Here is a 19,863-nt window from a genome sequence, read left to right on the forward strand (position 1 = left end):
AAACTTCTTGAGTATTTTAAAAGCCCCGGCCAAAAAGGTCGGGGCTTTTTTTTATCTTCGATTTATGACGATGAAAGAATTGCACGCTCTATTTTTAGAGCATCCCCATATATGTACGGACACGAGGAAAATTACCGAAAACTCTCTGTTCTTTGCCTTAAAAGGCCCAAATTTTAATGGCAATGCTTTTGCAAAAGATGCATTGGACAAAGGTGCTGCATACGCCATTATTGATGAGGAAGAATTCAAAACTTCGGATAGGCTTCTTTTATTTGAAGATGTTTTGACCACTTTGCAACAGTTGGCAACGTTCCATAGAAATTATTCAAGGGCCAGAATTGTATCGCTAACGGGAAGTAACGGAAAGACCACTACCAAAGAACTTATCAACGCTGTTCTCTCTAAAAAATATAGCACTATAGCCACCAGGGGCAACCTTAACAACCATATCGGGGTTCCTTTGACCTTGCTGTCCATAAAAGAAGACACCGAGATTGCCATTGTTGAAATGGGTGCCAACCACAAAAAGGAAATTGAATCACTCTGCAACATTGCCCAGCCCGACTTTGGTTACATCACCAATTTCGGAAAGGCCCATTTAGAAGGCTTCGGAGGTGTGGAAGGGGTAATTCAAGGAAAAAGCGAACTCTACGATTATTTAATCGGCCACGACAAATATGTTTTCTTGAATGCCGACGACGACATTCAGAAGGAAAAGTTAGCGAACTACACCAAAAAAATGGGCTTCAGCACCAGTGACCATCAATTTTACAATATAAAGTTCCTTGGGGCCGACCCTTATGTCTCACTGGAGGTAGAAGGAATAGAAATACAGACACAATTGGTCGGCAAATACAACTTCCCGAATTGTTGCTCGGCTATATTGATGGGAAAATATTTTAATGTAGCTATTGAAGATATCAAATCGGCCATTGAAGGTTACCGACCAGAGAACAACAGGTCCCAATTACTTTCAAAGAATGGGTTCGACATTATTCTCGATGCCTACAATGCCAATCCGACCAGTATGAAAGCTGCTTTGGAAAACTTCAATTTAATGAAGGCCAAAAGAAAGACCTTGATTATTGGCGATATGTTTGAACTTGGAAGCACAGCGGCCGAAGAGCATCAGGCCATTGCAAATTTTGCCAACGAACTCCAATTTGATGAAACATACCTGGTTGGTGAAAATTTCTATGCGACCAAAACATCTTTGAACAAATTCAAATCGTTTGATGCCCTAAAGGAACACTTGATAAAGAATCCTTTGGAAAAAGCATCAATGCTCATAAAAGGTTCAAGGGGAATGGCTCTGGAGCGGGTATTGGAGGTGTTATGATTGGTTGTTATCGTTTATAAAACCATGAATCCGAATTTTTCTGTGCCACATTACCATCATTTTGTGGAAACGAGAAGCTCCCTGACATCCACATCCAAGGCTTTTGCGATTTGAAACAATGTTTCAACCCTTGGTTGCATATCATTCCTGCACCATTTTGAAACAGTATTTGTATTCATATCCAATTCATCTGCCAGCCAATTATTGGTTTTTCCCTTTTCAGCTAACACCGCTTTAATTCTATTAAAAAATGGTTTATCCATAGTAAATACTACGATTGAGCATTAAAAATAATTAAGAAAAATAAATGTTATAAGTATTGAAATATGCTTTACTAGGAGATTTAAAAATCTTTATGTAACTTTGAAATGCTTTTTTGGGAGATAAATAGACTTTTAAAGTTTTTTATTAGAGATTAGAAATTTCATTATGAGCAAACAATTGACCAAATCTGACCTAGAACAAATCATCAGCCTACAACAAGAAAGCCTACAGGCCATGCAAAAGGTATTGGGCAGTTTACGTAACCAAAACGAAAGCTTGGAGCACAGTAACCAAAAATTAAGAAAAAGAATTTCTGAATATGAGTAGAAAAAGTGGGATATACTGGATTCGAACCAGTGACCTCTGCCCTGTCAAGGCAGCGCTCTAAACCAACTGAGCTAATATCCCTTTGAAAACGGGGTACAATATCGGAAATTAATCCCAATCTCCATACTCCGCAGAGTTCTTTGATGTCTCGTGCAAGGTAATATGCAGTAATTGCCCCTTTTTAAGCTTCGGTTTTAGGATATCATAGATAACTTTTACGAAGTACTCTGTCGTCGGAAGCAAATTCTCAAATTCTGGACAATCCTCGTTCAGGTTTTTATGATCAAATCGTTCCTCTACCTCATCCTTTATCAATGTACCCAGTACGGCCAAGTCCATTACAAAACCTGTATCCGGGTCGACTTCGCCCTTTATCCGTACCTCAAGGTCAAAATTATGACCGTGAAAGCTAGGACTGTTGCATTTACCGAACACCTCAATATTCTTTTCCTTGCTCCATTTTGGGTTATGGAGCCTGTGTGCGGCGTTAAAATGTGCTTTTCTACAAATCGTGGCAATCATGCTGCAAAGTTAAGTTCTTTTTCTGCAATCCTATTTTATTGCTTTAAAAAAAAGTGCAAAAGGGTCCGAACGTTTCCGAATGGAATTGAAATTCAATCTTGTTCTTGTTAACTTTATACAATGGGCGAATTGCCTTCAAAATATCAAATGAAATAAAAATAATATACTATGAAAATTACCTTTCTAGGACACGCTTCTTTCTTGATTGAAATGAACGGAAAACATATTTTGGTCGACCCTTTTATCACCGGCAACGAGATGGCATCCGATATTAATATCGATGACCTCAAAGTCGACTACATTTTTCTTACCCATGGCCACCAGGACCATGTACTTGATGTGGAAGCCATTGCCAAGAACAATCCAGATGCTTTATTGGTTTCCAATTTTGAAGTGGTAAGCTGGTTTGGAAACAAGGGCATTGACGGACACGGCATGAATCATGGAGGGAAATATACCTTTGATTTTGGAACGGTCAAATACGTAACTGCCATTCATTCCAGTATGCTGCCCGATGGGAGCAATGGAGGAAATCCGGGAGGGTTTGTGTTATGGGACGACTCCAAATGCGTTTACCTAGCCGGAGATACTGCACTGACCAAGGACATGGAGCTGATTCCAATGACCTGCCCAAAACTTGACATAGCGATTTTGCCCATTGGCGACAATTTTACCATGGGGTACGAGGATGCATCAATTGCCAGTGATTTTGTGGAATGCGACCAAATCATAGGTTGCCACTACGACACCTTCCCTCCCATAAAACTGGATAAAACCAAAGCTGTTGAATATTTTGAGAAAAAAGGAAAGAAATTGATTCTGCCCGGTATTGGCGAATCCATTGACTTATAAAAAAAAGTACTTCCATAGAGATGCCAAAATCATGGAAGGTTTTCTAGAAAACCTTCCATGAAAATCCAACTATCCACAAAGCTTATTTTATGGATTAAGCACTCGTTCAATCCATGGCCGACAAAATCAATGATACTGTATTTTGGATTAGGCCTTCACAATCACCCTTTCTGTGTTTTGGCAATAATTTTATCATTATACATGGCATCCAAGCCCATTTGTACACAAGTAGCTGCCATAGCACCTGTTCTGGCATTGGAAACAGGCAATGTATTGTTTACAATATTGTCCCTAAAGTCGATTAAGGCTTGTTTGCTTGGGTCTTCATGGTCAAACTTAATAGGAATGCCCCTGCCTTGGTCCCAGTTCAGGGTGGCCCCGGAAACACCGTCAACTTCACCGATTTTCTTTTCGTAGCTTCCTTCTGGATAAAACCAAGCCTTTGCATAGTCCAAAATATAGGTTCCCTTGTCCCCCATTACCTTGACCTTATAATCGCCCATGGCGTTACTGGTAAGGCAGGTAAATGATGCTCTTACCCCTTCAGGGTAACTATAGATAAGATGGATATTGTCATAAGTTTCCCTACCATCTTTCCAATAATCGATGCCTCCTATGCCCATCACCTTTTCGGGCATGGCATCCATTACCCAGTTGGCAAAATCCAATTGGTGGGAACAAAGTTCGGCCAAAAGACCGCCTGAAAATTCCCGGTACATACGCCAGTTGATCATACGCTCCCATTTTGGGTCAGGTACAGGGCGACGCCAATTTCCATTACGGTTCCATTGGCATTCAAAAGCTGTTATTTTTCCTATTTTACCGTTTCTCACTTCATCAACAACATGCGAATACAAACGGGAACTATGGTATTGGTGGCCTGTTTGGAATATGCCATTGGATGCGTCTGCTGCTGAGACCAATTCAGCTATACCTTCGTACCCTTTTGCCATCGTCTTTTCCCCGTACACATGTTTTCCTGCCTTTAGGGCATCGATAGCTATCTTGGAATGTGTGCTGAACGGGGTGGCCACCAAAACGGCGTCCACATCCTTGTCTTCCAATAATTTTTTGTAATCAGAATAGCCTTTGGCCTTTCCTGCTACTTTTGAAAGTCCCGAGCTAAGTCTAAAGGGGATAATATCACAACAGGCCACTACTTGCATGTTGGGAATCTGATTGATAAATGGAATGAGTCCACCACCCCGGTCCCCTGTTCCTATAACACCTACATTGATGGTTTCGTTCGCACTGGGGGTTCCGTACGCAAGTACCGTTGGGGCATATAGGACTGCAGAACTGGCCAAACTACTTTTTATGACAAAATCTCGTCGCTTCATATCCATTTAAAGTTTTGGTTCCCATCCAGGTTCATACGTTCGTTTCCAAAGTTCCATGGCTTCCCTGTCAAAAATCCTTCCCGTGTTTCCATCCACATTGAACCCTTTATCGATTCGATAGGCTATATTGGCGTAGTGCGTTAACATTTGCGAAATGGCCCCCACTTCAATATGTGATGTCAATGCTTCTTTTCCACGAATGGCATTAAAGAAATTCACTGCATGCCTCGTTGACAGATCTCCTCCACCTCCAAGGGCGGTTCCTCCTTCGTTACCGTCAGATTTATTTTCCTTGATCAATTGTCCCTTGAGGTCGTACAGTTCATATCCGTCACGGTCCACCATTACCGAACCTTCAGAGCCATAAATAAGGGTACCCCGACCACGACCGTATTTGGAATAGCCGTTCCTACTGCTTCCATCCCATTGAATGATTTTATCATCGGCAAACGCATAGGTCGCTTCCATGGTATCGTACATTTCCCATCCGTCATCCATGAATTGCTCCTTTCCAGCGATCACCTCCACATATTCCGGATATTTCACATCCAATGCCCACCGGGCTATATCCAGTTCATGTGTCGCATTATTCCCCATTTCAGCGGTTCCATAATCCCAACCGTACCAATGCCAGTTATAGTCCCAGGTATCGTGTTCGTATGCTTTTCTTGGAGCTGGTCCTTGGAACAGTTCCCAGTCCAAATCCTCTGGTGGTGCAGTCTGTACCGGAAGCGGGACTTCCCCCCTACCATTGGTGTAGAAAGCTATTGCCTTGTAGGCCTTGCCTATAATGCCATTATGGATATCGTTGATGATTTCGATACTCTGTGGGGACGATCGCTGCTGATTGCCCATTTGGACCACCTTATCATACTTTTTTTGGAATGCGACCACTATTTCATTCTCATGAGGGTTATGGCTACATGGCTTTTCCAAATAAACATGCTTGCCTGCCTCCATGGCCATACAAGCCCCTGGTGTGTGCCAATGGTCAGGGGTAGCCATAAAAATCGCATCCACATCCTTGTCTTCCAGAATCTTTCTAATATCCTTTTCCTGTTTGGGGTTATAAGTTATTTGTTCAGATACATATTGTACCGCTTTTTCCAATTGGCTACCCCGAACATCGCATAAATAATCCAAGCGCACATTGTTCTGCTTGGCCGCTATGGAAGGAATATAGGCACCATAGCGCCTTCCCAATCCCTGAAGGGCAACATGAATCCTGTCATTTGCCCCTAAAATATTGTTATAACTCTTGGCCGTCATGGCATTGATACTACCGGGTAGTCCCATGCCAATGGCAGCGACCGTTGTTTTCTTTATAAAATCTCTTCGTGCTCCCATAAATCCTTGTTTAATCTAGTGGTTTTATTTTGATGTTCTTAAAACTTACACGGTCCCCATGGTCCTGTAATAATATGTGACCTTTATCGGCTTCGCCAAAGTTGGGCCATTTCTCATACTTACTTTCGGAGACTAGTTTTCGATACGCATCGCTTTTTCGCTCGTACTCCAAAACCTTAGTACCATTGAGCCAATGTTCTACATGGTTGTCCTTTGAAATGATATGGGCAGTGTTCCATTCCCTGATCGGATTGATGGGCTTATTGATATCAGCTTGAATCAAATCGTACAAAGATGCTACGGTGCGACTACCTTCATGATTCCCCAATTTTGCATCGGGATGCCTTTCATCGTCCAAGATTTGATATTCCAAACCAATTGAGGAGCCGGGCCCCTTGTTCAAATCCGTGTCCACATAATATTTTATACCACTATTGGCACCTTCCGTCAATTTGAAATCCACTTTCAATTCAAAGTCCCCGTACAGCTCAGTAGTCACAATATCGCCACCGGCGGCAGATTCTTCACCCCCTGAAGACAGAACGGTCAACACACCGTCATTGATTTCCCATCCTTTATCTGGAAAATCATCCAAGCGTGCACCGCGCCAACCTACAGTGGTCTCGCCGTCCCATAACAACTGCCATCCGTTTTTTTCCTCATCAATGGTCAGCTGATTCTTGGTCACGACCGGGGCCAAGGGCATTTCTTTGTTGTATTTTGAAAGACTGTCCGTCAAGATTTTGACATTTTTCCACGCTATCTCCGTTCCCGCCTTCTGATCTTTGCCAATGCTGTGCACTTGAAGGGCAATAAAGCCGCTTGCTGTTTTGTCATCGATCAAATGTGCCGCTGGAACTCCGTTGATCCAGGTTTGGATCGTATCTCCGATGGCCTCGATGCGATAGTGGTTCCAATCATTCTGTTTGAAGGCCTTTTGTGCCTCGGGATTATCTTCCAAGGTTACGAGCCAACCTCTTCGCCCTTCATCGTAGATTCCGGCACTCCATGCCCGGTCCGATGGATCTATCTCAATCTGATAGCCATGCACCCTCCCATTTTGATAATGGGGAAAGCTATTGCTTCGTATTTGGATTCCCGAATTCATGGTTGAATCCACTTTGTAATCCAATTCCAAGATAAAATCATCGTACATCTTATCCGTTGTCAAAAAGGAATTGGGCGTATCATGGACCGTGGATCCAACGATGGCACCCCCATTTACTTCATAATTGGCCTCTCCGCCCTTTTGGTTCCATCCGTTAAGGGTTGTTCCGTGGGACAATTCGATCCACGGAGCATCATCTTTAGGTGAGTCCGCACATGCCCAACACAGTAGCAATGCCAAGAAGCCTAGTTTTAGTTTGTTCATTTTATGTGTCATGAGTTAAAAATTATACTTTACAATTCGATTTATAGGCCAAATAGACCCGGTAGCCACAAGGCCAACTCTGGAATATAGGTAATCAGAAAAAGTGCCAGTATCATGGCCGCAAACAACGGCAATAGTGGTCTTATCACTTTTTCAATGGATGTTTTTGCCACACCCACCCCCACAAAGAGTACCGAGCCCACCGGAGGTGTACATAGTCCAATACAGAGGTTCAAGATCATGATGATACCAAAATGCACCGGATCTATTCCCAATTTTGTCACGATAGGCAAAAATATCGGGGTAAATATGAGAACGGCCGGGGTAATGTCCATAAAGATACCCACTATCAGCAAGATTATATTTATAATGAGCAATAGGGCAATTTTGTTGTCGGTAACAGACAATAGTCCAGAACTGATTTCCTGCGGTATATGCTCAAAGGAAAGTGCCCATGACATGCTCATGGAGGCCGCTATCAAAAGCATCACAACAGCGGTGGTGGCAGAAGCATTCAAAAAGATATCGGGTAGTTTTTTTAACGTTATCTCTTTATAGACAAAGCCCAGTATCATACTGTAGAGTACTGCAATGGCGGAAGCTTCGGTGGCGGTAAACACACCGGCCACGATGCCCCCAATGACCAAAACCAACAGGAACAGGCTTGGAACGGCATCTACAAACGTTTTAAAAACCTGTTTTAATGAGCTTCGTTGTCCCTTGCCGTAGCCTTTCTTCTTGGCCCAGAACATGGCGACGACCATCAAGAGCAGGCCAGTGATTAGCCCTGGGATGTATCCGGCCAAGAAAAGAGCGGCAATGGATGCACCTCCACTTGCCAAGGAATACACAATCAATACATTGCTTGGAGGAATTACCAATCCTGTCGTGGCCGAGGTAATGTTGACGGATACCGAAAAACCCTTATCATATCCTTCTTTTTCCATTTCCGGTCCCAGAATACTTCCCATGGCCGAGGCCGAGGCCATGGCCGAACCTGCAATGGCGCCCATGAACATTGCCGATATAATATTGATCAGGGCAAGCCCTCCGGGCAATGCCCCTACCAAGCTTTTGGCAAAAGCTATCAAACGGTGGGCAATTCCACCGTGGTTCATCAGTTCCCCAGACAATATAAAAAATGGAATCGCCAACAGGGCGAAACTATCCAAGCCCGTGGCCATTCGCTGAGATATGGTCGCGAATGCGGGCAGCATGGGCAAACTGACCAGTAGGGTCAACATAGATGAAATGGCTATGCTCCAAGCTACAGGGGTGCCAATGGCCAAAAGACCCACAAAACTTATGATCAAAACTAGCAAGGGTATATATTCCATAAGGTTCAATCCGTTATTATATCCACGACTTTGTTATAGGTAACTATCAATCCGCTCAAGGGAATCACGACATATACATACGCCAAGGGCAACCCCAATGCCGGGGAGTGCTGTTTGAGTTCATACGTAGTGTACACCAACCATCCACCACCTGTCACCATTGCCGCTAGACAGAAAAGAATGATAAAACCGGACACTGTTCTTTTTAATACTTTTTGATTTTTGGCATTGGCCCGTTTAGCCAATACATCTATGGCCACATGACCGTTTTTGCCTGAAACATAGGCGGCACCCAACAATCCTAACCATATCATAAGGAAGCGGGCTAGTTCATCAGTAAATGGACTTGGTTCGTCCAGAACATATCTGCTGAACACTTGCCAAAGCACGTTCAGCACCATAAGGCTCATCAGCACAACAAGCAAACGTGCCAAAATATTTTCAAGTCTTTTCTTGAACCCAATCAATTCGCCAATGTTTTTATTTGTTGTATCATGTTGTTCAATTCTTCATCATCTTCATAGGCCCGGTACATTTCCCTTGTCATTTCGATAAACGGTTCCTTATTCGGATACGAAATCTGCACACCTTTTTCCTGAATTTTTTTCAAAGCTTCCGATTCCGATTCCGCCCACAATTTCCGTTGATGCTCCAGTGATTTTTTCACAGCCTCACTTATCCAAGCCCTTTCCTGATCAGAGAGCATATCCCAAAATTGGGTGCCAACAATTAATACATCTGGAGAAAATGTATGTTCGTCCAGCGAATAATATGGACAAACCTCATAATGTTTGGAAAGGTAAAAACTGGGGAGATTGTTCTCCGCTCCATCCACTACGCCCTGTTGCAGTGACGTGTAGAGCTCCCCCCATGAAATGGGTGTTGGGGAACCTCCCAGACTTTTGACCATGTCCATTGCGGTAATACTCTCCATGACCCGAATCTTGAGCCCCTTTAAATCGTCCGGAGCGGTTACAGGTGCATGCTCGGTATAAAAGCTTCGAAATCCGGCATCGTAATAGCCCAAACCTTTTAATCGAAATTGTTTGGCATTGTCCAACAATGATTGTCCAATCGGACCATCCAACACCTCAAATGCGTGTTCCCGGCTCTCAAAAAGATAGGGCAGCCCCAATATTCTGGTCTTCGGGGCAAAATTCTCCAGAGTGGCGACCGACACTTTGGTCATATCAAGACTTCCCAATTGAATCAACTCCAGAATTTCACGTTCAGTGCCCAATTGTTGATTAGGGTAGATCTCGATTCGAAGCTTTCCTTTGGAAACACTATCAAGGTCTTCTCCCATTTTCACCATGGCCCTATGCACCGAATGGTTGATATCCAAACCATGAGCCAATCTTATAGTTCTGACACCACCGACCTCTTCGCAACCAAGGACGAAGAACAACGTACACAACAAAAGAATGGCTACGAACTGTTTCATTATTCTTTTTCTCCGATTTTTTCTGTCAATTTTAAGGTGCCCACCACTTTTTTCTGCAGCCCTTCAAAATCATTTTGTCCCAAAACCCCTTTGCAAATCAATTTGGAGCCGACGTTTACATAGGTTGCTCCTGCATCGAACCAAGCCTGCACTGCACTCCACTTATAACGGTTACAGTAATCCATAATGGGCATTTCCTTGACATAGCCACGGTACAATTCTTCCGATTGTGGGGTCTCCAGCAAAAAATTTTCTATAAATGTCATTGAAGCAGGGATTTTTCTATACCGTACATGAGCCCCCTTAATTCAGCAAGACCTCGAAGACGTCCTATTGCCGAATACCCCGGGTTGGTTTTCTTAAGGATGTCATCCAACATTTGATGTCCATGGTCAGGCCGCATCGGCATGCGACGGTTCTTTGCATTTTTTTTGCTACGCCCAAGTTGTTCTTTTAGCAATTCGTACATGACTCCATACATATCCACATCACCATCCAAATGGTCCGCTTCATAAAAATTGCCGAGCGAATCTCTTTTTGTACTTCTAAGGTGTATAAAATTGATTCTTTCCGATAAGCGATGAGCCATACCCACCAAATCATTGTCTTCCCTAACCCCGTAGGAGCCCGTACAAAAACACAGGCCGTTATAGGGGCTATCGTAGGCTGCAAGGAGTTTATTTGCATCCATTTCCGTACTCACCACTCTTGGAAGGCCCAAAATAGGGTATGGAGGATCATCAGGATGGATTGCCAAAAAGACACCCGACTTTTCTGCCATTGGGCCGATTTCCTTGATAAAATCGTACAGATTACTTCTAAGTTCCTCCTCGCCTATGTCCTGATACATATCCAAAGCCTTTTGGAACTGTTTCACGGTGTATCCTTCCTCTGCTCCCGGCAGACCGGCAATAATGTTTTGGACCAAACGCTTCTTGGCTTCATCGTCCATGCTTTCGAATACTGTTTTAGCCATTTCTATGGTTTCCTTGGCGTAGTAGTCAAAGGCTTCTTCACGATTCAATATAAAGAGTTCGAAAGCCGCAAATTCAATGGCATCAAAACGGAGTGCTAAGGAACCATCTGACATTTTATAGGAAAGATCCGTTCGGGTCCAGTCCAAAATGGGCATAAAATTGTAACATACTGTGTCAATTCCACACAAACCTAGGTTTTCAATGCTCTGTTTGTAATTGGCAATATATTCCTTATACTTCCCTGTTCGTTTTTTAATGTCCTCGTGAACGGGTATGCTCTCCACCACCGACCAAGTAAGACCATAGGCCTCCACGTCCTTTTTTCTTTTGTTTATGTCCGATATGGACCAAGCATCACCGTTTGGAATGTGGTGCAATGCCGTTACAATACCGGTTGCCCCGGCCTGCCTAATGTCGGTAAGGGAAACGGGGTCATTTGGTCCGTACCATCGCCATGTTTGTTCTAAACCCATTGATATTGAATTTTCATCGTTCCCTAATTTAATTAAACGCCGCTAAAAGCACTGAAACCCCCATCGATGGGAACTACTATACCCGTAACGAATTTTGATTGTTCGCTGCATAACCACAAGGTTGTTCCCACCAAATCCTCCGGTTCACCGAAACGGCCCATAGGGGTTTGATCGATTATTGTGGTTCCCCTAGGAGTAAGTCCTCCTTCGGGATTGGTCAACAAGCTTCTGTTTTGGTCGGTCAGAAAAAAACCAGGAGCCAAGGCATTCACACGAATATCCACTTTGGAAAAATGGACGGCTAGCCATTGGGTAAAATTCGAAATAGCAGCTTTTGCCCCGCTGTATGCGGGTATTTTAGTAAGCGGTGTAAAGGCATTCATCGAGGAAATGTTCAAAACATTGCATCCTACGCGACTTACCATGTCTTTTGAGAAAACCTGTGTAGGCAACAGGGTTCCAATGAAATTCAAGTTGAACACAAATTGAATTCCTTCCGTATCCAAGTCGAAGAATGTCTTGAAATCCTTTGCTGTTTCAAGTAAGTCCTCCTTGGTCAAATAAGGGTTACTGGTCGTTCCCAATGGATGGTTCCCCCCCTGCTCCATTGATGAGGATATCACAGGGGCCAAACCTTTCAGCAATGGCTTTTTTGGCCTCTTCAAGACTTTCCCTGTCAAGCACATCAACTTTGATACACATTGCACTCCCCCCTGCATTATTTATTTTTTCTGAAACGGTCTGAGCCGCTTCCCTATTCAAATCCATGACACAGACCTTTGCTCCTTGATTGGCAAAAGCATGGGCCAAGGTGCTGCACAAAATACCGCCACCACCGGTTATTCCCACAACTTTGCCCTTCAATTCTTTATATTTGGGATTATCCATTGCTATTATTTTTTTCTTTTGAACAAAGTATTGGACTAGGTAAAAAATATTCTGTGTACTTTTTACATGGTTTTAAATATATAAATTTTACTTGCTCTCGTGAAGAAAAAAGCAAAAATTCACACAAAAAAATGATAACTCAGGAAAAACTTCAAGGTATCCAAGTAAAACCAGATTCATTTGAATGTTCCATCACTGCGGACATAACGGTTTTTGGATATGTAGACGGGAAACTAAAAGTCCTTCTTATAAAAAGATCTTTGGGACATTTTAAAAACCAATGGCATGTCCCTGGAGGGGTAATGGAGGAACATGAAACCATTGAGGACTGTGCCGCAAAGGTCCTTTTTTCCCTTACTGGATTTAGGGACATACACTTTGAACAGGTAAAGACCTATACTGCATTGGACAGGCATCCTTTGAAAAGAGTCATTACTATCTGTTTTTATGCATTGGTGAAACCAGAGAACCATCCGCTGACGTTAAAGGACAACATTACGAGCATTGATTGGTTCGATGTGGACGCTATTCCCGAAAATCTTGGTTTTGACCATGAAAAGCTGATTCACGAAGCCTACTCATTTGTACAGAACAACTTACGGCACAAACTTATTGTTGGCGAACTTCTTCCCAAAGAGTTTACCCTACAAGAACTGCAGAACCTGTATGAGGATATCTTGGATGTTGAGCTGGATAGAAGAAATTTCAGAAAACGCATATTCCAAATGGATGTTTTGGAGAACACCGGAAAGAAAAAACAGGGAGTAAAAGGAGGTCCATATCTATACAGGTTAAAGTAATATCGATTTGAATTTTAATCGCAAATACAATTCCCAAATCCTGTAATCTGATATACAAAATGAAAGATTGATTCCATTCAATCGCAACCCTCATTTATCATATTGAAAATGGTTGAACCCAATGGCTTCCATGGCTTGGATACGCAAGCCATCAAACTATGTCAACAGCTTTCCCAAAAACGAAAAAACCTTGTAAATCAGATAGATTTACAAGGTTTAGTTTTGAATTCTTAAAGTGGGCGCTGAGGGATTCGAACCCCCGACCCCCTCGGTGTAAACGAGGTGCTCTGAACCAACTGAGCTAAGCGCCCATTATTTTCCGTAATGGGAGTGCAAATATAAGACTGTTTTTGATTTATAAAACAAAAAAATGAAAAAAATTACACAACTTCAGCAACAACAAAAGTACTTCCTCCAACATAAATCATATCCTCGTCATCGGCGTTATCCAACGCTTTTTGAAAACCTTGTTGTACCGACATATATTTCTCTCCCATAAGACCTTGTTCCTTAGCTATTTCCTCAAGAGTCCCGACATCCAACCCGCGAGGAATGCTCGGTCTTACAAAATAATAATGTGCCTCCTTTGGAAAAAGTTGAAGGACAGATTTTACATCCTTATCGCTAACAAAACCTAAAACAATATGTAATTGATAATAGGTTTGTTTTTGCACTTGATTCAAAACTAATTGTAGTCCTTCCTTATTATGGGCCGTATCACAAACTACCAACGGGTTTTGTTGCAATATCTGCCACCTACCTAAAAGTCCAGTATTTTTAATAACATTCGCCAACCCTTTAGATATAGATTCCTCAGGAACATCAAAACCTTTTAATTGTGAAATGGCCGCTACCACCCCATTGATATTCTTCTTTTGATACTCCCCAAGCAAATCAGTTGTATATCTCGTTGCCGGTTGTTCATCTGCGAAAACAATTTCTGATTTTAGCTGATGTGCAATCAGGTTAAAGATCATCTTCGTCTCTGCTTGCGTCTCACTAATAACAACAGGCACCATTGGTTTTATGATTCCAGCCTTTTCCAACGCTATTTTTTCCAAAGTATCACCCAAAAACTGCGTATGATCCATCCCGATATTCGTAATCAAGGACACTTCAGGGGTTATTATGTTGGTAGAATCAAGCCGTCCCCCCAAACCAACTTCGATAACGGCAATGTCTACCTGTTCCTCTGCAAAATAATGGAAGGCCATCCCTACGGTCATTTCAAAGAAAGAAAGCTTTTGATATTCCAAAAAAGGCTTGTACTCTTCAATAAAATCAACCACAAAATCTTCACCTACAACCTTTCCGTTTATTTTGATGCGCTCCCTAAAATCCTTGAGGTGTGGCGACGTATAAAGACCTACCTTGTAACCGGCCTCTTGAAGAATTGATGCCAGCATATGGCTACTGGACCCTTTACCATTGGTTCCTGCAACATGTATACTTTTGAATTTTTTTTCAGGATTGCCAAGCACATTGCAAAAGCTGATGATGTTGTCCAGTTTTGCGTTCATGGCAGCTACGCCCTTTTGCTGGTACATCGGAAGCTGTCCGAACATCCAGTCCAACGTTTCTTGGTAGGTCACTACTGCCCTAGTTTAAAATTAACAACCACAAAACCTATCTGTTGTGCCGGAGCATTCGAATCTGAATTCCATTTATGAAGCATAGCAGTTTTACGGGCAGGCTCCAATAGACATGGAGCGTTGTTTGTAGTACCTTTTACGCCAGGTTCCGCCTTAACAACTTTTCCAGACCTATCAACGGTGATTCTAACAACAACCCTACCTTCTTCATTACAATCTTGCTGAACCTTTCCTTTGTTGGCCAAAGACCTTCCACTTAATCCATAACCACCTGTTCCACTTCCAGGGGAACCGTAGTAAGATGAGGCATAAGGATCTCCATCTGGTTGTCCCTTGTCGCCTGCACGATCATCGTCGCCTTCACTACCGGTAGTGGTGCCATCTGATTTACCTATACCACCGATAAGTGCATCCACACTCTTTTTCTTCGCTTCCTGCTCTTGTCGTTTACGCTCTTCGGCCTCACGTTTTTCACGAGCAATTCGCTCAGCTTCAGCTTTAGCTTTTTCTGCTTCTTCTTGTGCCTTACGCTTGGCTTCTTGTTGTTGTCTTAGCTTAATGGTTTCCTCATCATTGCTGGTTAAAACCTCTTCGACCGGAGCTTCCTCAACCACCGTTTGCTCAGGCTCAGCTGGCTCAGCTACTTCTTGTGGTTCAGGTTGACTTACGACCTCTCTAGGTTCGGAACGCACTGGTTCCGTTGGTTGAACTTCCCCGCTCCCAAATTCCATAGTCCCAAAATTCACAGCAATGCCATTTTCAATGGGTGGGTCCAGATAGGTCAATCCAATATAAAAAAGCAATAAGAGTAATGCGCTCAACAAAAGTGTTGTGAGCGTAAAGGATTTTTTCTTGTGTCTCGTATCTAAAAAGGACATTATTTTGGCCGCACCGCCAAGATAACCTTGTAACTGTTCCTGTTTGCAATGTCCATTACGTTGACCGCTTCTTTAATGGCTACGTTTTCTTCTGCTCTGAGGATGATTGTCGGCTTTTCTTGACCTTCAAGTGCCTTTTTTAATTCAATTTCAATGTATTCTTTGTTGATTTGCTCGTTGTTCACAAAATACTTCAGGTTTTTATCAATGGTAACTGAAACATTCTGTGTGTTCGTGGATTTGCCCTTGGCCTTGGGCAAAAGCAAATCCAGCGCATTTGGCGCATTGGAGGTCAGCATAAAAAAGACCAATAACAGAAATACGATATCCGTCATTGACGACATGCTGAACTCCGGGCTTATTTTGTTTCTTCCCTTCAGTTTCATAGCTAAGGGTTATACGGGTTCGTTCAAAAGGTCCAAAAACTCAACTGCATTGGCTTCCATTTGATGTACCACTTTATCTGTCCTGTTCACCAAGTGATTATAGCCAATATAGGCAATAATACCTACTACCAGGCCTGCAACAGTTGTGGTCATCGCAGTATAGATACCGGATGCCAAAGAACCCATTTCTGCCTGTCCACCGCTACTTGCCATCTCATGGAATGCCAAAATCATACCAATTACAGTTCCTAAGAAACCAATCATTGGAGCAGCACCTGCTACGGTAGCCAAAACACTAACGTTTTTTTCCAGTTTGTAAACTTCTAACGTCCCTGCATTTTCGATGGCTGTATTAATGTCGTCCAAAGGTTTTCCTATTCGAGCAACACCCTTTTCGGTAAGTCGCGCTACCGGAGAGTCCGTTTGCGCGCACAATAATTTTGCAGCTTCCAATTTACCATTGCTGATGTGATCACGAATCTGGTTCATGAAGTTCTTATCTATCTTGGACGCTGCCTTTATAGCGAAAATGCGTTCAAAATAAATATACATAGCTACAAAAAGAAGAACAAAAAGCACCACAATTATGATGACACTTCCTGTTCCTCCATTGACAATAAGATCGATTACGGATAAGGTCTTTTCTTCGGAAATTGAGGCAGTTGCCTCAGCGCCTTCCGTTACTTCTTGTAAAATATTCATATAAAATCCCCAATTTATTTGCAATAATAACGGAGATTTTTGAACTAAAGTATTTTTTAGAACAAATATCGCATTACCATGAACACAATTGCACCGGCAATGAAGCCTACAAAGGCTAACCAAGATATCTTTTTAAGATACCAGAAGAAGTCTATTTTCTCCATTCCCATCGCAACAACTCCTGCTGCGGAACCAATAATCAGCATACTACCTCCTGTTCCTGCAGAATAAGCGATAAAGTGCCACAATTGGTCATCCAATGGCTCGGAGAACATTCCTAAACTTGCAGCAACCAACGGCACGTTGTCTATAACGGCTGAACCTACACCTAAGAGTACTACAACCAAATCGGACACACGGGTACCGGCCATCTCCGTACCGATCAATGGCATTCCTTGTTTTAGTCCTTCGGCGAAGTTGAACAATAGCCCCAATGATTCCAGTGCAGCAACGGCCATTAAAATACCCAAGAAGAACAAAATACTTGGCAATTCAATCTTAGTTAAAGCACTATGTACCGGGCTATGATGAGAATGCTCATCGCTCTCTACATCGACAGAAGAAATGGCAATCTTTTTGTTACTGTAAATTTCAGCAAAAGTCGCCACAACGGCCAAGGACAACATCATACCTACATATGGTGGCAAATGTGTGACTGTCTTGAAAATAGGAACAAAAACAATCGCCCCAAGCCCCAAGTAAAGCATAATGGGTCCATATTTAGATTTGGAACCGCTATCATCCTCATCTACATCTATCTCACCTTTAAACGCGGGTAAAAAAGAAGCTATGAAAGACGGCAACAACATACATACTAAAGAAGGTACCAACAAATGCTCTATAAGCATTGCCGTGGAAACTTTATCTCCGATCCATAGCATAGTAGTGGTGACGTCTCCGATTGGCGACCATGCACCCCCTGCATTTGCAGCGATGATTATTAAACCGGCATACCAAAGTCTTACCTCTCTGTCCTTCACTATTTTCTGAAGGATAGAAATCAATACAATAGTTGCTGTAAGGTTATCTATAATGGCTGAAAGAATAAATGCCAAGAAAGAGAATATCCAAAGGATTTTCTTTTTGCTCCTTGTCTTTACAAACGACTTTATAGTTGCGAATCCGTCAAAGTAATCAATGATCTCCACAATGGTCATGGCTCCAAGAAGGAATACCAAAATCTCTGCGGTCTTCCCCAAGTGATGAAGAAGGGTCTCCTCCATCAGTTCCATTTTCTCCTCGTGGCCAAAAGACCCGAAGTTTTCCAACAGCGCGTGGTTTCCGGAATCGAACCAAGTAGTAAAACCATCGATTCCAAAAGCCATCAAAGCCCACAAAATAGCCATCATGGCCAAGGCAGGGATAAGCTTATCTATTTTTAAATTATGTTCGAGGGTAATTGCCAAATATCCAATTACAAAAATGACAACTAAAAGGGTTTCCATGTTAAGTTTGGTTTAATTAAGGAATAATATTTTTGAGCAGTTATCTGTGTGGCTAAAGATATTCAAAATGAATATTTCCACATAATCTTATCAGCATAAAAATAAGGAAACGTCAATAGATAGATTTCAAAAAATAAGAAAAGAATTCAATCATTCTCATTTAATCAATATGTTTTATAAAATATCAATACTAGAAAGCTATATTTGTAGGTAGTTTTTAAATATTACTCAGTTTTATGGATTTCACACTTTCCGAAGAACAGTTAATGATACAACAAGCGGCAAAGGATTTTGCCCAAAATGAACTTTTATCAGGAGTTATCGAACGCGACGATGCGCAAAAATTTCCAAGTGAACTTGTTAGAAAAATGGGAGAACTTGGATTTATGGGCATGATGGTCGACGAAAAATATGGAGGCAGTGGCCTCGGCACGCTTTCCTATGTATTGGCCATGGAAGAATTGTCCAAGATTGATGCCTCGGCCTCCGTAATGGTATCCGTAAACAATTCTTTGGTGTGTTGGGGACTGGAAACTTATGGAACTGAAGAGCAAAAACAGAAATACCTTACCCGATTGGCAAGTGGTGAAATTATCGGTGCATTCTGTTTGTCCGAACCAGAAGCGGGAAGCGATGCCACTTCCCAAAAAACAACTGCCATAGACAAAGGTGACCACTATATATTAAATGGCACCAAAAATTGGATTACAAATGGGAACCAAGCCGAAGTGTATTTGGTCATTGCGCAAACGGACCGGGAAAAAGGCCACCATGGCATCAATGCATTGATAGTTGAGAAAAACATGGAAGGCTTTGATATAGGTCCCAAGGAAAATAAATTGGGTATTCGTGGTAGCGACACCCATTCCTTAATGTTCAACGATGTTAAAGTACCAAAAAAAAACAGAATCGGCGATGACGGTTTCGGTTTTAAGTTTGCCATGAAGACATTGGCAGGCGGACGAATCGGAATTGCAGCACAAGCTTTGGGTATTGCAGCCGGTGCCTACGAACTAGCCCTTAAATACTCAAAAGAACGTAAAGCTTTTGGGACCGAGATAGCAAACCATCAAGTGATAGCCTTTAAACTGGCGGACATGCATACAAAAATACAGGCTGCACGCCATTTGGTTTATCAAGCAGCTTGCGATAAAGATGCCGGCAACGATTACACATTATCCGGAGCAATGGCAAAGCTTTATGCTTCCGAAGTAGCCATGGAAACAGCCGTGGAAGCCGTCCAAATACATGGAGGCAATGGATACGTTAAAGACTATCATGTAGAACGCTTGATGAGGGACGCCAAGATTACCCAGATATATGAAGGCACCTCTGAAATCCAAAAAATAGTTATCTCCAGAAGCATATTAAAAGATTAAATTATTTAACCCCCTCCCAAAAGAGGGGGTTCGTTTTCACGAATCACTTCTAATTTTATTCACCCCCTATTTTTCACAAAGTGTTAACATAAAATTATGACCACAAACCTTAAAACACTCTTTTCATAGCAGGGAAGAAACCTTTTTTTAAGCTCAATTTGAGATAATGATAATTTAACATTCCCTTAATTCCTAAATT

General features: G+C 42.3%; 22 protein-coding genes and 2 tRNA genes. 5 read left to right on the forward strand and 19 right to left on the reverse strand.

Annotation, left to right across the window (positions count from 1 at the left end):
- Window positions 1-64: 64 nt before the first annotated feature.
- A complete protein-coding gene (locus tag GUA46_RS05670; RefSeq protein ID WP_176619688.1) occupies window positions 65-1,339 on the forward strand; it encodes a UDP-N-acetylmuramoyl-tripeptide--D-alanyl-D-alanine ligase in 1,275 nt (424 codons plus the stop codon).
- 56 nt (window positions 1,340-1,395) lie between these two features.
- Here the strand turns inward: GUA46_RS05670 and GUA46_RS05675 are convergent, their stop codons facing one another.
- Window positions 1,396-1,602: a helix-turn-helix transcriptional regulator gene (locus tag GUA46_RS05675; RefSeq protein ID WP_176619664.1), complete on the reverse strand. Its 207-nt coding sequence runs from the start codon at window positions 1,600-1,602 to the stop codon at window positions 1,396-1,398.
- A gap of 166 nt (window positions 1,603-1,768) precedes the next feature.
- On the opposite strand from GUA46_RS05675, the gene GUA46_RS05680 reads away from it, so the two are divergent.
- A complete protein-coding gene (locus GUA46_RS05680; RefSeq protein WP_176619665.1) occupies window positions 1,769-1,930 on the forward strand; it encodes a hypothetical protein in 162 nt (53 codons plus the stop codon).
- A gap of 6 nt (window positions 1,931-1,936) precedes the next feature.
- Here the strand turns inward: GUA46_RS05680 and GUA46_RS05685 are convergent.
- Together GUA46_RS05685 and GUA46_RS05690 are read right to left on the reverse strand one after the other, a co-directional pair.
- Window positions 1,937-2,011 (reverse strand) — tRNA-Val (locus GUA46_RS05685).
- A gap of 27 nt (window positions 2,012-2,038) precedes the next feature.
- Complete coding sequence (locus tag GUA46_RS05690; protein ID WP_108245147.1) at window positions 2,039-2,452, reverse strand: 6-pyruvoyl trahydropterin synthase family protein; 414 nt, start codon at window positions 2,450-2,452, stop codon at window positions 2,039-2,041.
- Window positions 2,453-2,620: 168 nt separating this feature from the next.
- Here GUA46_RS05690 and GUA46_RS05695 point away from each other — a divergent pair, with 168 nt between their 5' ends.
- A complete protein-coding gene (locus GUA46_RS05695) occupies window positions 2,621-3,304 on the forward strand; it encodes a metal-dependent hydrolase (RefSeq protein WP_176619666.1) in 684 nt (227 codons plus the stop codon).
- A gap of 161 nt (window positions 3,305-3,465) precedes the next feature.
- Here the strand turns inward: GUA46_RS05695 and GUA46_RS05700 are convergent, their stop codons facing one another.
- The 10 genes from GUA46_RS05700 to GUA46_RS16900 are packed head-to-tail and all read right to left on the reverse strand — an operon-like array spanning window position 3,466 to window position 12,482.
- A complete protein-coding gene (locus tag GUA46_RS05700; protein ID WP_176619667.1) occupies window positions 3,466-4,644 on the reverse strand; it encodes a Gfo/Idh/MocA family protein in 1,179 nt (392 codons plus the stop codon).
- A 6-nt stretch (window positions 4,645-4,650) separates the two neighbouring features.
- The gene (locus GUA46_RS05705; protein WP_176619668.1) at window positions 4,651-5,991 is read right to left on the reverse strand and encodes a Gfo/Idh/MocA family protein; all 1,341 of its coding nucleotides are present in this window, start codon (window positions 5,989-5,991) and stop codon (window positions 4,651-4,653) included.
- Window positions 5,992-6,001: 10 nt separating this feature from the next.
- Window positions 6,002-7,363: a 3-keto-disaccharide hydrolase gene (locus GUA46_RS05710; protein WP_176619669.1), complete on the reverse strand. Its 1,362-nt coding sequence runs from the start codon at window positions 7,361-7,363 to the stop codon at window positions 6,002-6,004.
- Between the two features lie 41 nt (window positions 7,364-7,404).
- Window positions 7,405-8,700, reverse strand: coding sequence for a TRAP transporter large permease (locus tag GUA46_RS05715; protein WP_108245185.1), 1,296 nt, complete (start codon window positions 8,698-8,700; stop codon window positions 7,405-7,407).
- Window positions 8,701-8,705: 5 nt separating this feature from the next.
- The gene (locus GUA46_RS05720) at window positions 8,706-9,167 is read right to left on the reverse strand and encodes a TRAP transporter small permease (protein WP_229418446.1); all 462 of its coding nucleotides are present in this window, start codon (window positions 9,165-9,167) and stop codon (window positions 8,706-8,708) included.
- Window positions 9,164-10,144, reverse strand: coding sequence for a TRAP transporter substrate-binding protein (locus tag GUA46_RS05725; RefSeq protein ID WP_176619670.1), 981 nt, complete (start codon window positions 10,142-10,144; stop codon window positions 9,164-9,166). Before GUA46_RS05725 ends, GUA46_RS05720 begins: the two co-directional genes overlap by 4 nt.
- A complete protein-coding gene (locus GUA46_RS05730) occupies window positions 10,144-10,410 on the reverse strand; it encodes a beta/alpha barrel domain-containing protein (RefSeq protein WP_176619671.1) in 267 nt (88 codons plus the stop codon). Before GUA46_RS05730 ends, GUA46_RS05725 begins: the two co-directional genes overlap by 1 nt.
- A complete protein-coding gene (gene uxuA / locus GUA46_RS05735) occupies window positions 10,407-11,594 on the reverse strand; it encodes a mannonate dehydratase (protein ID WP_176619672.1) in 1,188 nt (395 codons plus the stop codon). Before uxuA ends, GUA46_RS05730 begins: the two co-directional genes overlap by 4 nt.
- Before the next feature lie 32 nt (window positions 11,595-11,626).
- Window positions 11,627-12,202 (reverse strand): SDR family oxidoreductase, encoded by a 576-nt coding sequence (locus GUA46_RS05740; RefSeq protein WP_262889413.1) that lies wholly within the window; start codon window positions 12,200-12,202, stop codon window positions 11,627-11,629.
- Window positions 12,162-12,482, reverse strand: a complete 321-nt coding sequence (locus GUA46_RS16900) for an SDR family NAD(P)-dependent oxidoreductase (RefSeq protein ID WP_262889414.1) — start codon at window positions 12,480-12,482, stop codon at window positions 12,162-12,164. The genes GUA46_RS05740 and GUA46_RS16900 overlap by 41 nt, the downstream gene beginning before the upstream one ends.
- A gap of 131 nt (window positions 12,483-12,613) precedes the next feature.
- Between GUA46_RS16900 and GUA46_RS05745 the strand changes: the two genes are divergently transcribed.
- The gene (locus GUA46_RS05745; protein ID WP_176619673.1) at window positions 12,614-13,282 is read left to right on the forward strand and encodes an NUDIX hydrolase; all 669 of its coding nucleotides are present in this window, start codon (window positions 12,614-12,616) and stop codon (window positions 13,280-13,282) included.
- A 236-nt stretch (window positions 13,283-13,518) separates the two neighbouring features.
- Here the strand turns inward: GUA46_RS05745 and GUA46_RS05750 are convergent.
- From GUA46_RS05750 to nhaD, 6 genes are all read right to left on the reverse strand, one after another.
- Window positions 13,519-13,593, reverse strand: a tRNA-Val gene (locus GUA46_RS05750).
- 69 nt (window positions 13,594-13,662) lie between these two features.
- Window positions 13,663-14,874, reverse strand: a complete 1,212-nt coding sequence (locus tag GUA46_RS05755) for a bifunctional folylpolyglutamate synthase/dihydrofolate synthase (protein ID WP_176619674.1) — start codon at window positions 14,872-14,874, stop codon at window positions 13,663-13,665.
- Window positions 14,874-15,752, reverse strand: coding sequence for an energy transducer TonB (locus GUA46_RS05760; RefSeq protein ID WP_176619675.1), 879 nt, complete (start codon window positions 15,750-15,752; stop codon window positions 14,874-14,876). The genes GUA46_RS05755 and GUA46_RS05760 overlap by 1 nt, the downstream gene beginning before the upstream one ends.
- The gene (locus GUA46_RS05765) at window positions 15,752-16,138 is read right to left on the reverse strand and encodes an ExbD/TolR family protein (protein WP_100816272.1); all 387 of its coding nucleotides are present in this window, start codon (window positions 16,136-16,138) and stop codon (window positions 15,752-15,754) included. The genes GUA46_RS05760 and GUA46_RS05765 overlap by 1 nt, the downstream gene beginning before the upstream one ends.
- Window positions 16,139-16,147: 9 nt before the next feature.
- The gene (locus tag GUA46_RS05770) at window positions 16,148-16,840 is read right to left on the reverse strand and encodes a MotA/TolQ/ExbB proton channel family protein (RefSeq protein WP_108245178.1); all 693 of its coding nucleotides are present in this window, start codon (window positions 16,838-16,840) and stop codon (window positions 16,148-16,150) included.
- A 56-nt stretch (window positions 16,841-16,896) separates the two neighbouring features.
- Complete coding sequence (gene nhaD / locus GUA46_RS05775; RefSeq protein WP_176619676.1) at window positions 16,897-18,285, reverse strand: sodium:proton antiporter NhaD; 1,389 nt, start codon at window positions 18,283-18,285, stop codon at window positions 16,897-16,899.
- A gap of 236 nt (window positions 18,286-18,521) precedes the next feature.
- Here nhaD and GUA46_RS05780 point away from each other — a divergent pair, with 236 nt between their 5' ends.
- Window positions 18,522-19,664, forward strand: coding sequence for an acyl-CoA dehydrogenase (locus GUA46_RS05780; RefSeq protein ID WP_176619677.1), 1,143 nt, complete (start codon window positions 18,522-18,524; stop codon window positions 19,662-19,664).
- Window positions 19,665-19,863 lie beyond the last annotated feature (199 nt).

Origin of the sequence: Flagellimonas chongwuensis (assembly GCF_013376415.1) — a bacterium.
Taxonomy (GTDB): domain Bacteria; phylum Bacteroidota; class Bacteroidia; order Flavobacteriales; family Flavobacteriaceae; genus Flagellimonas; species Flagellimonas chongwuensis.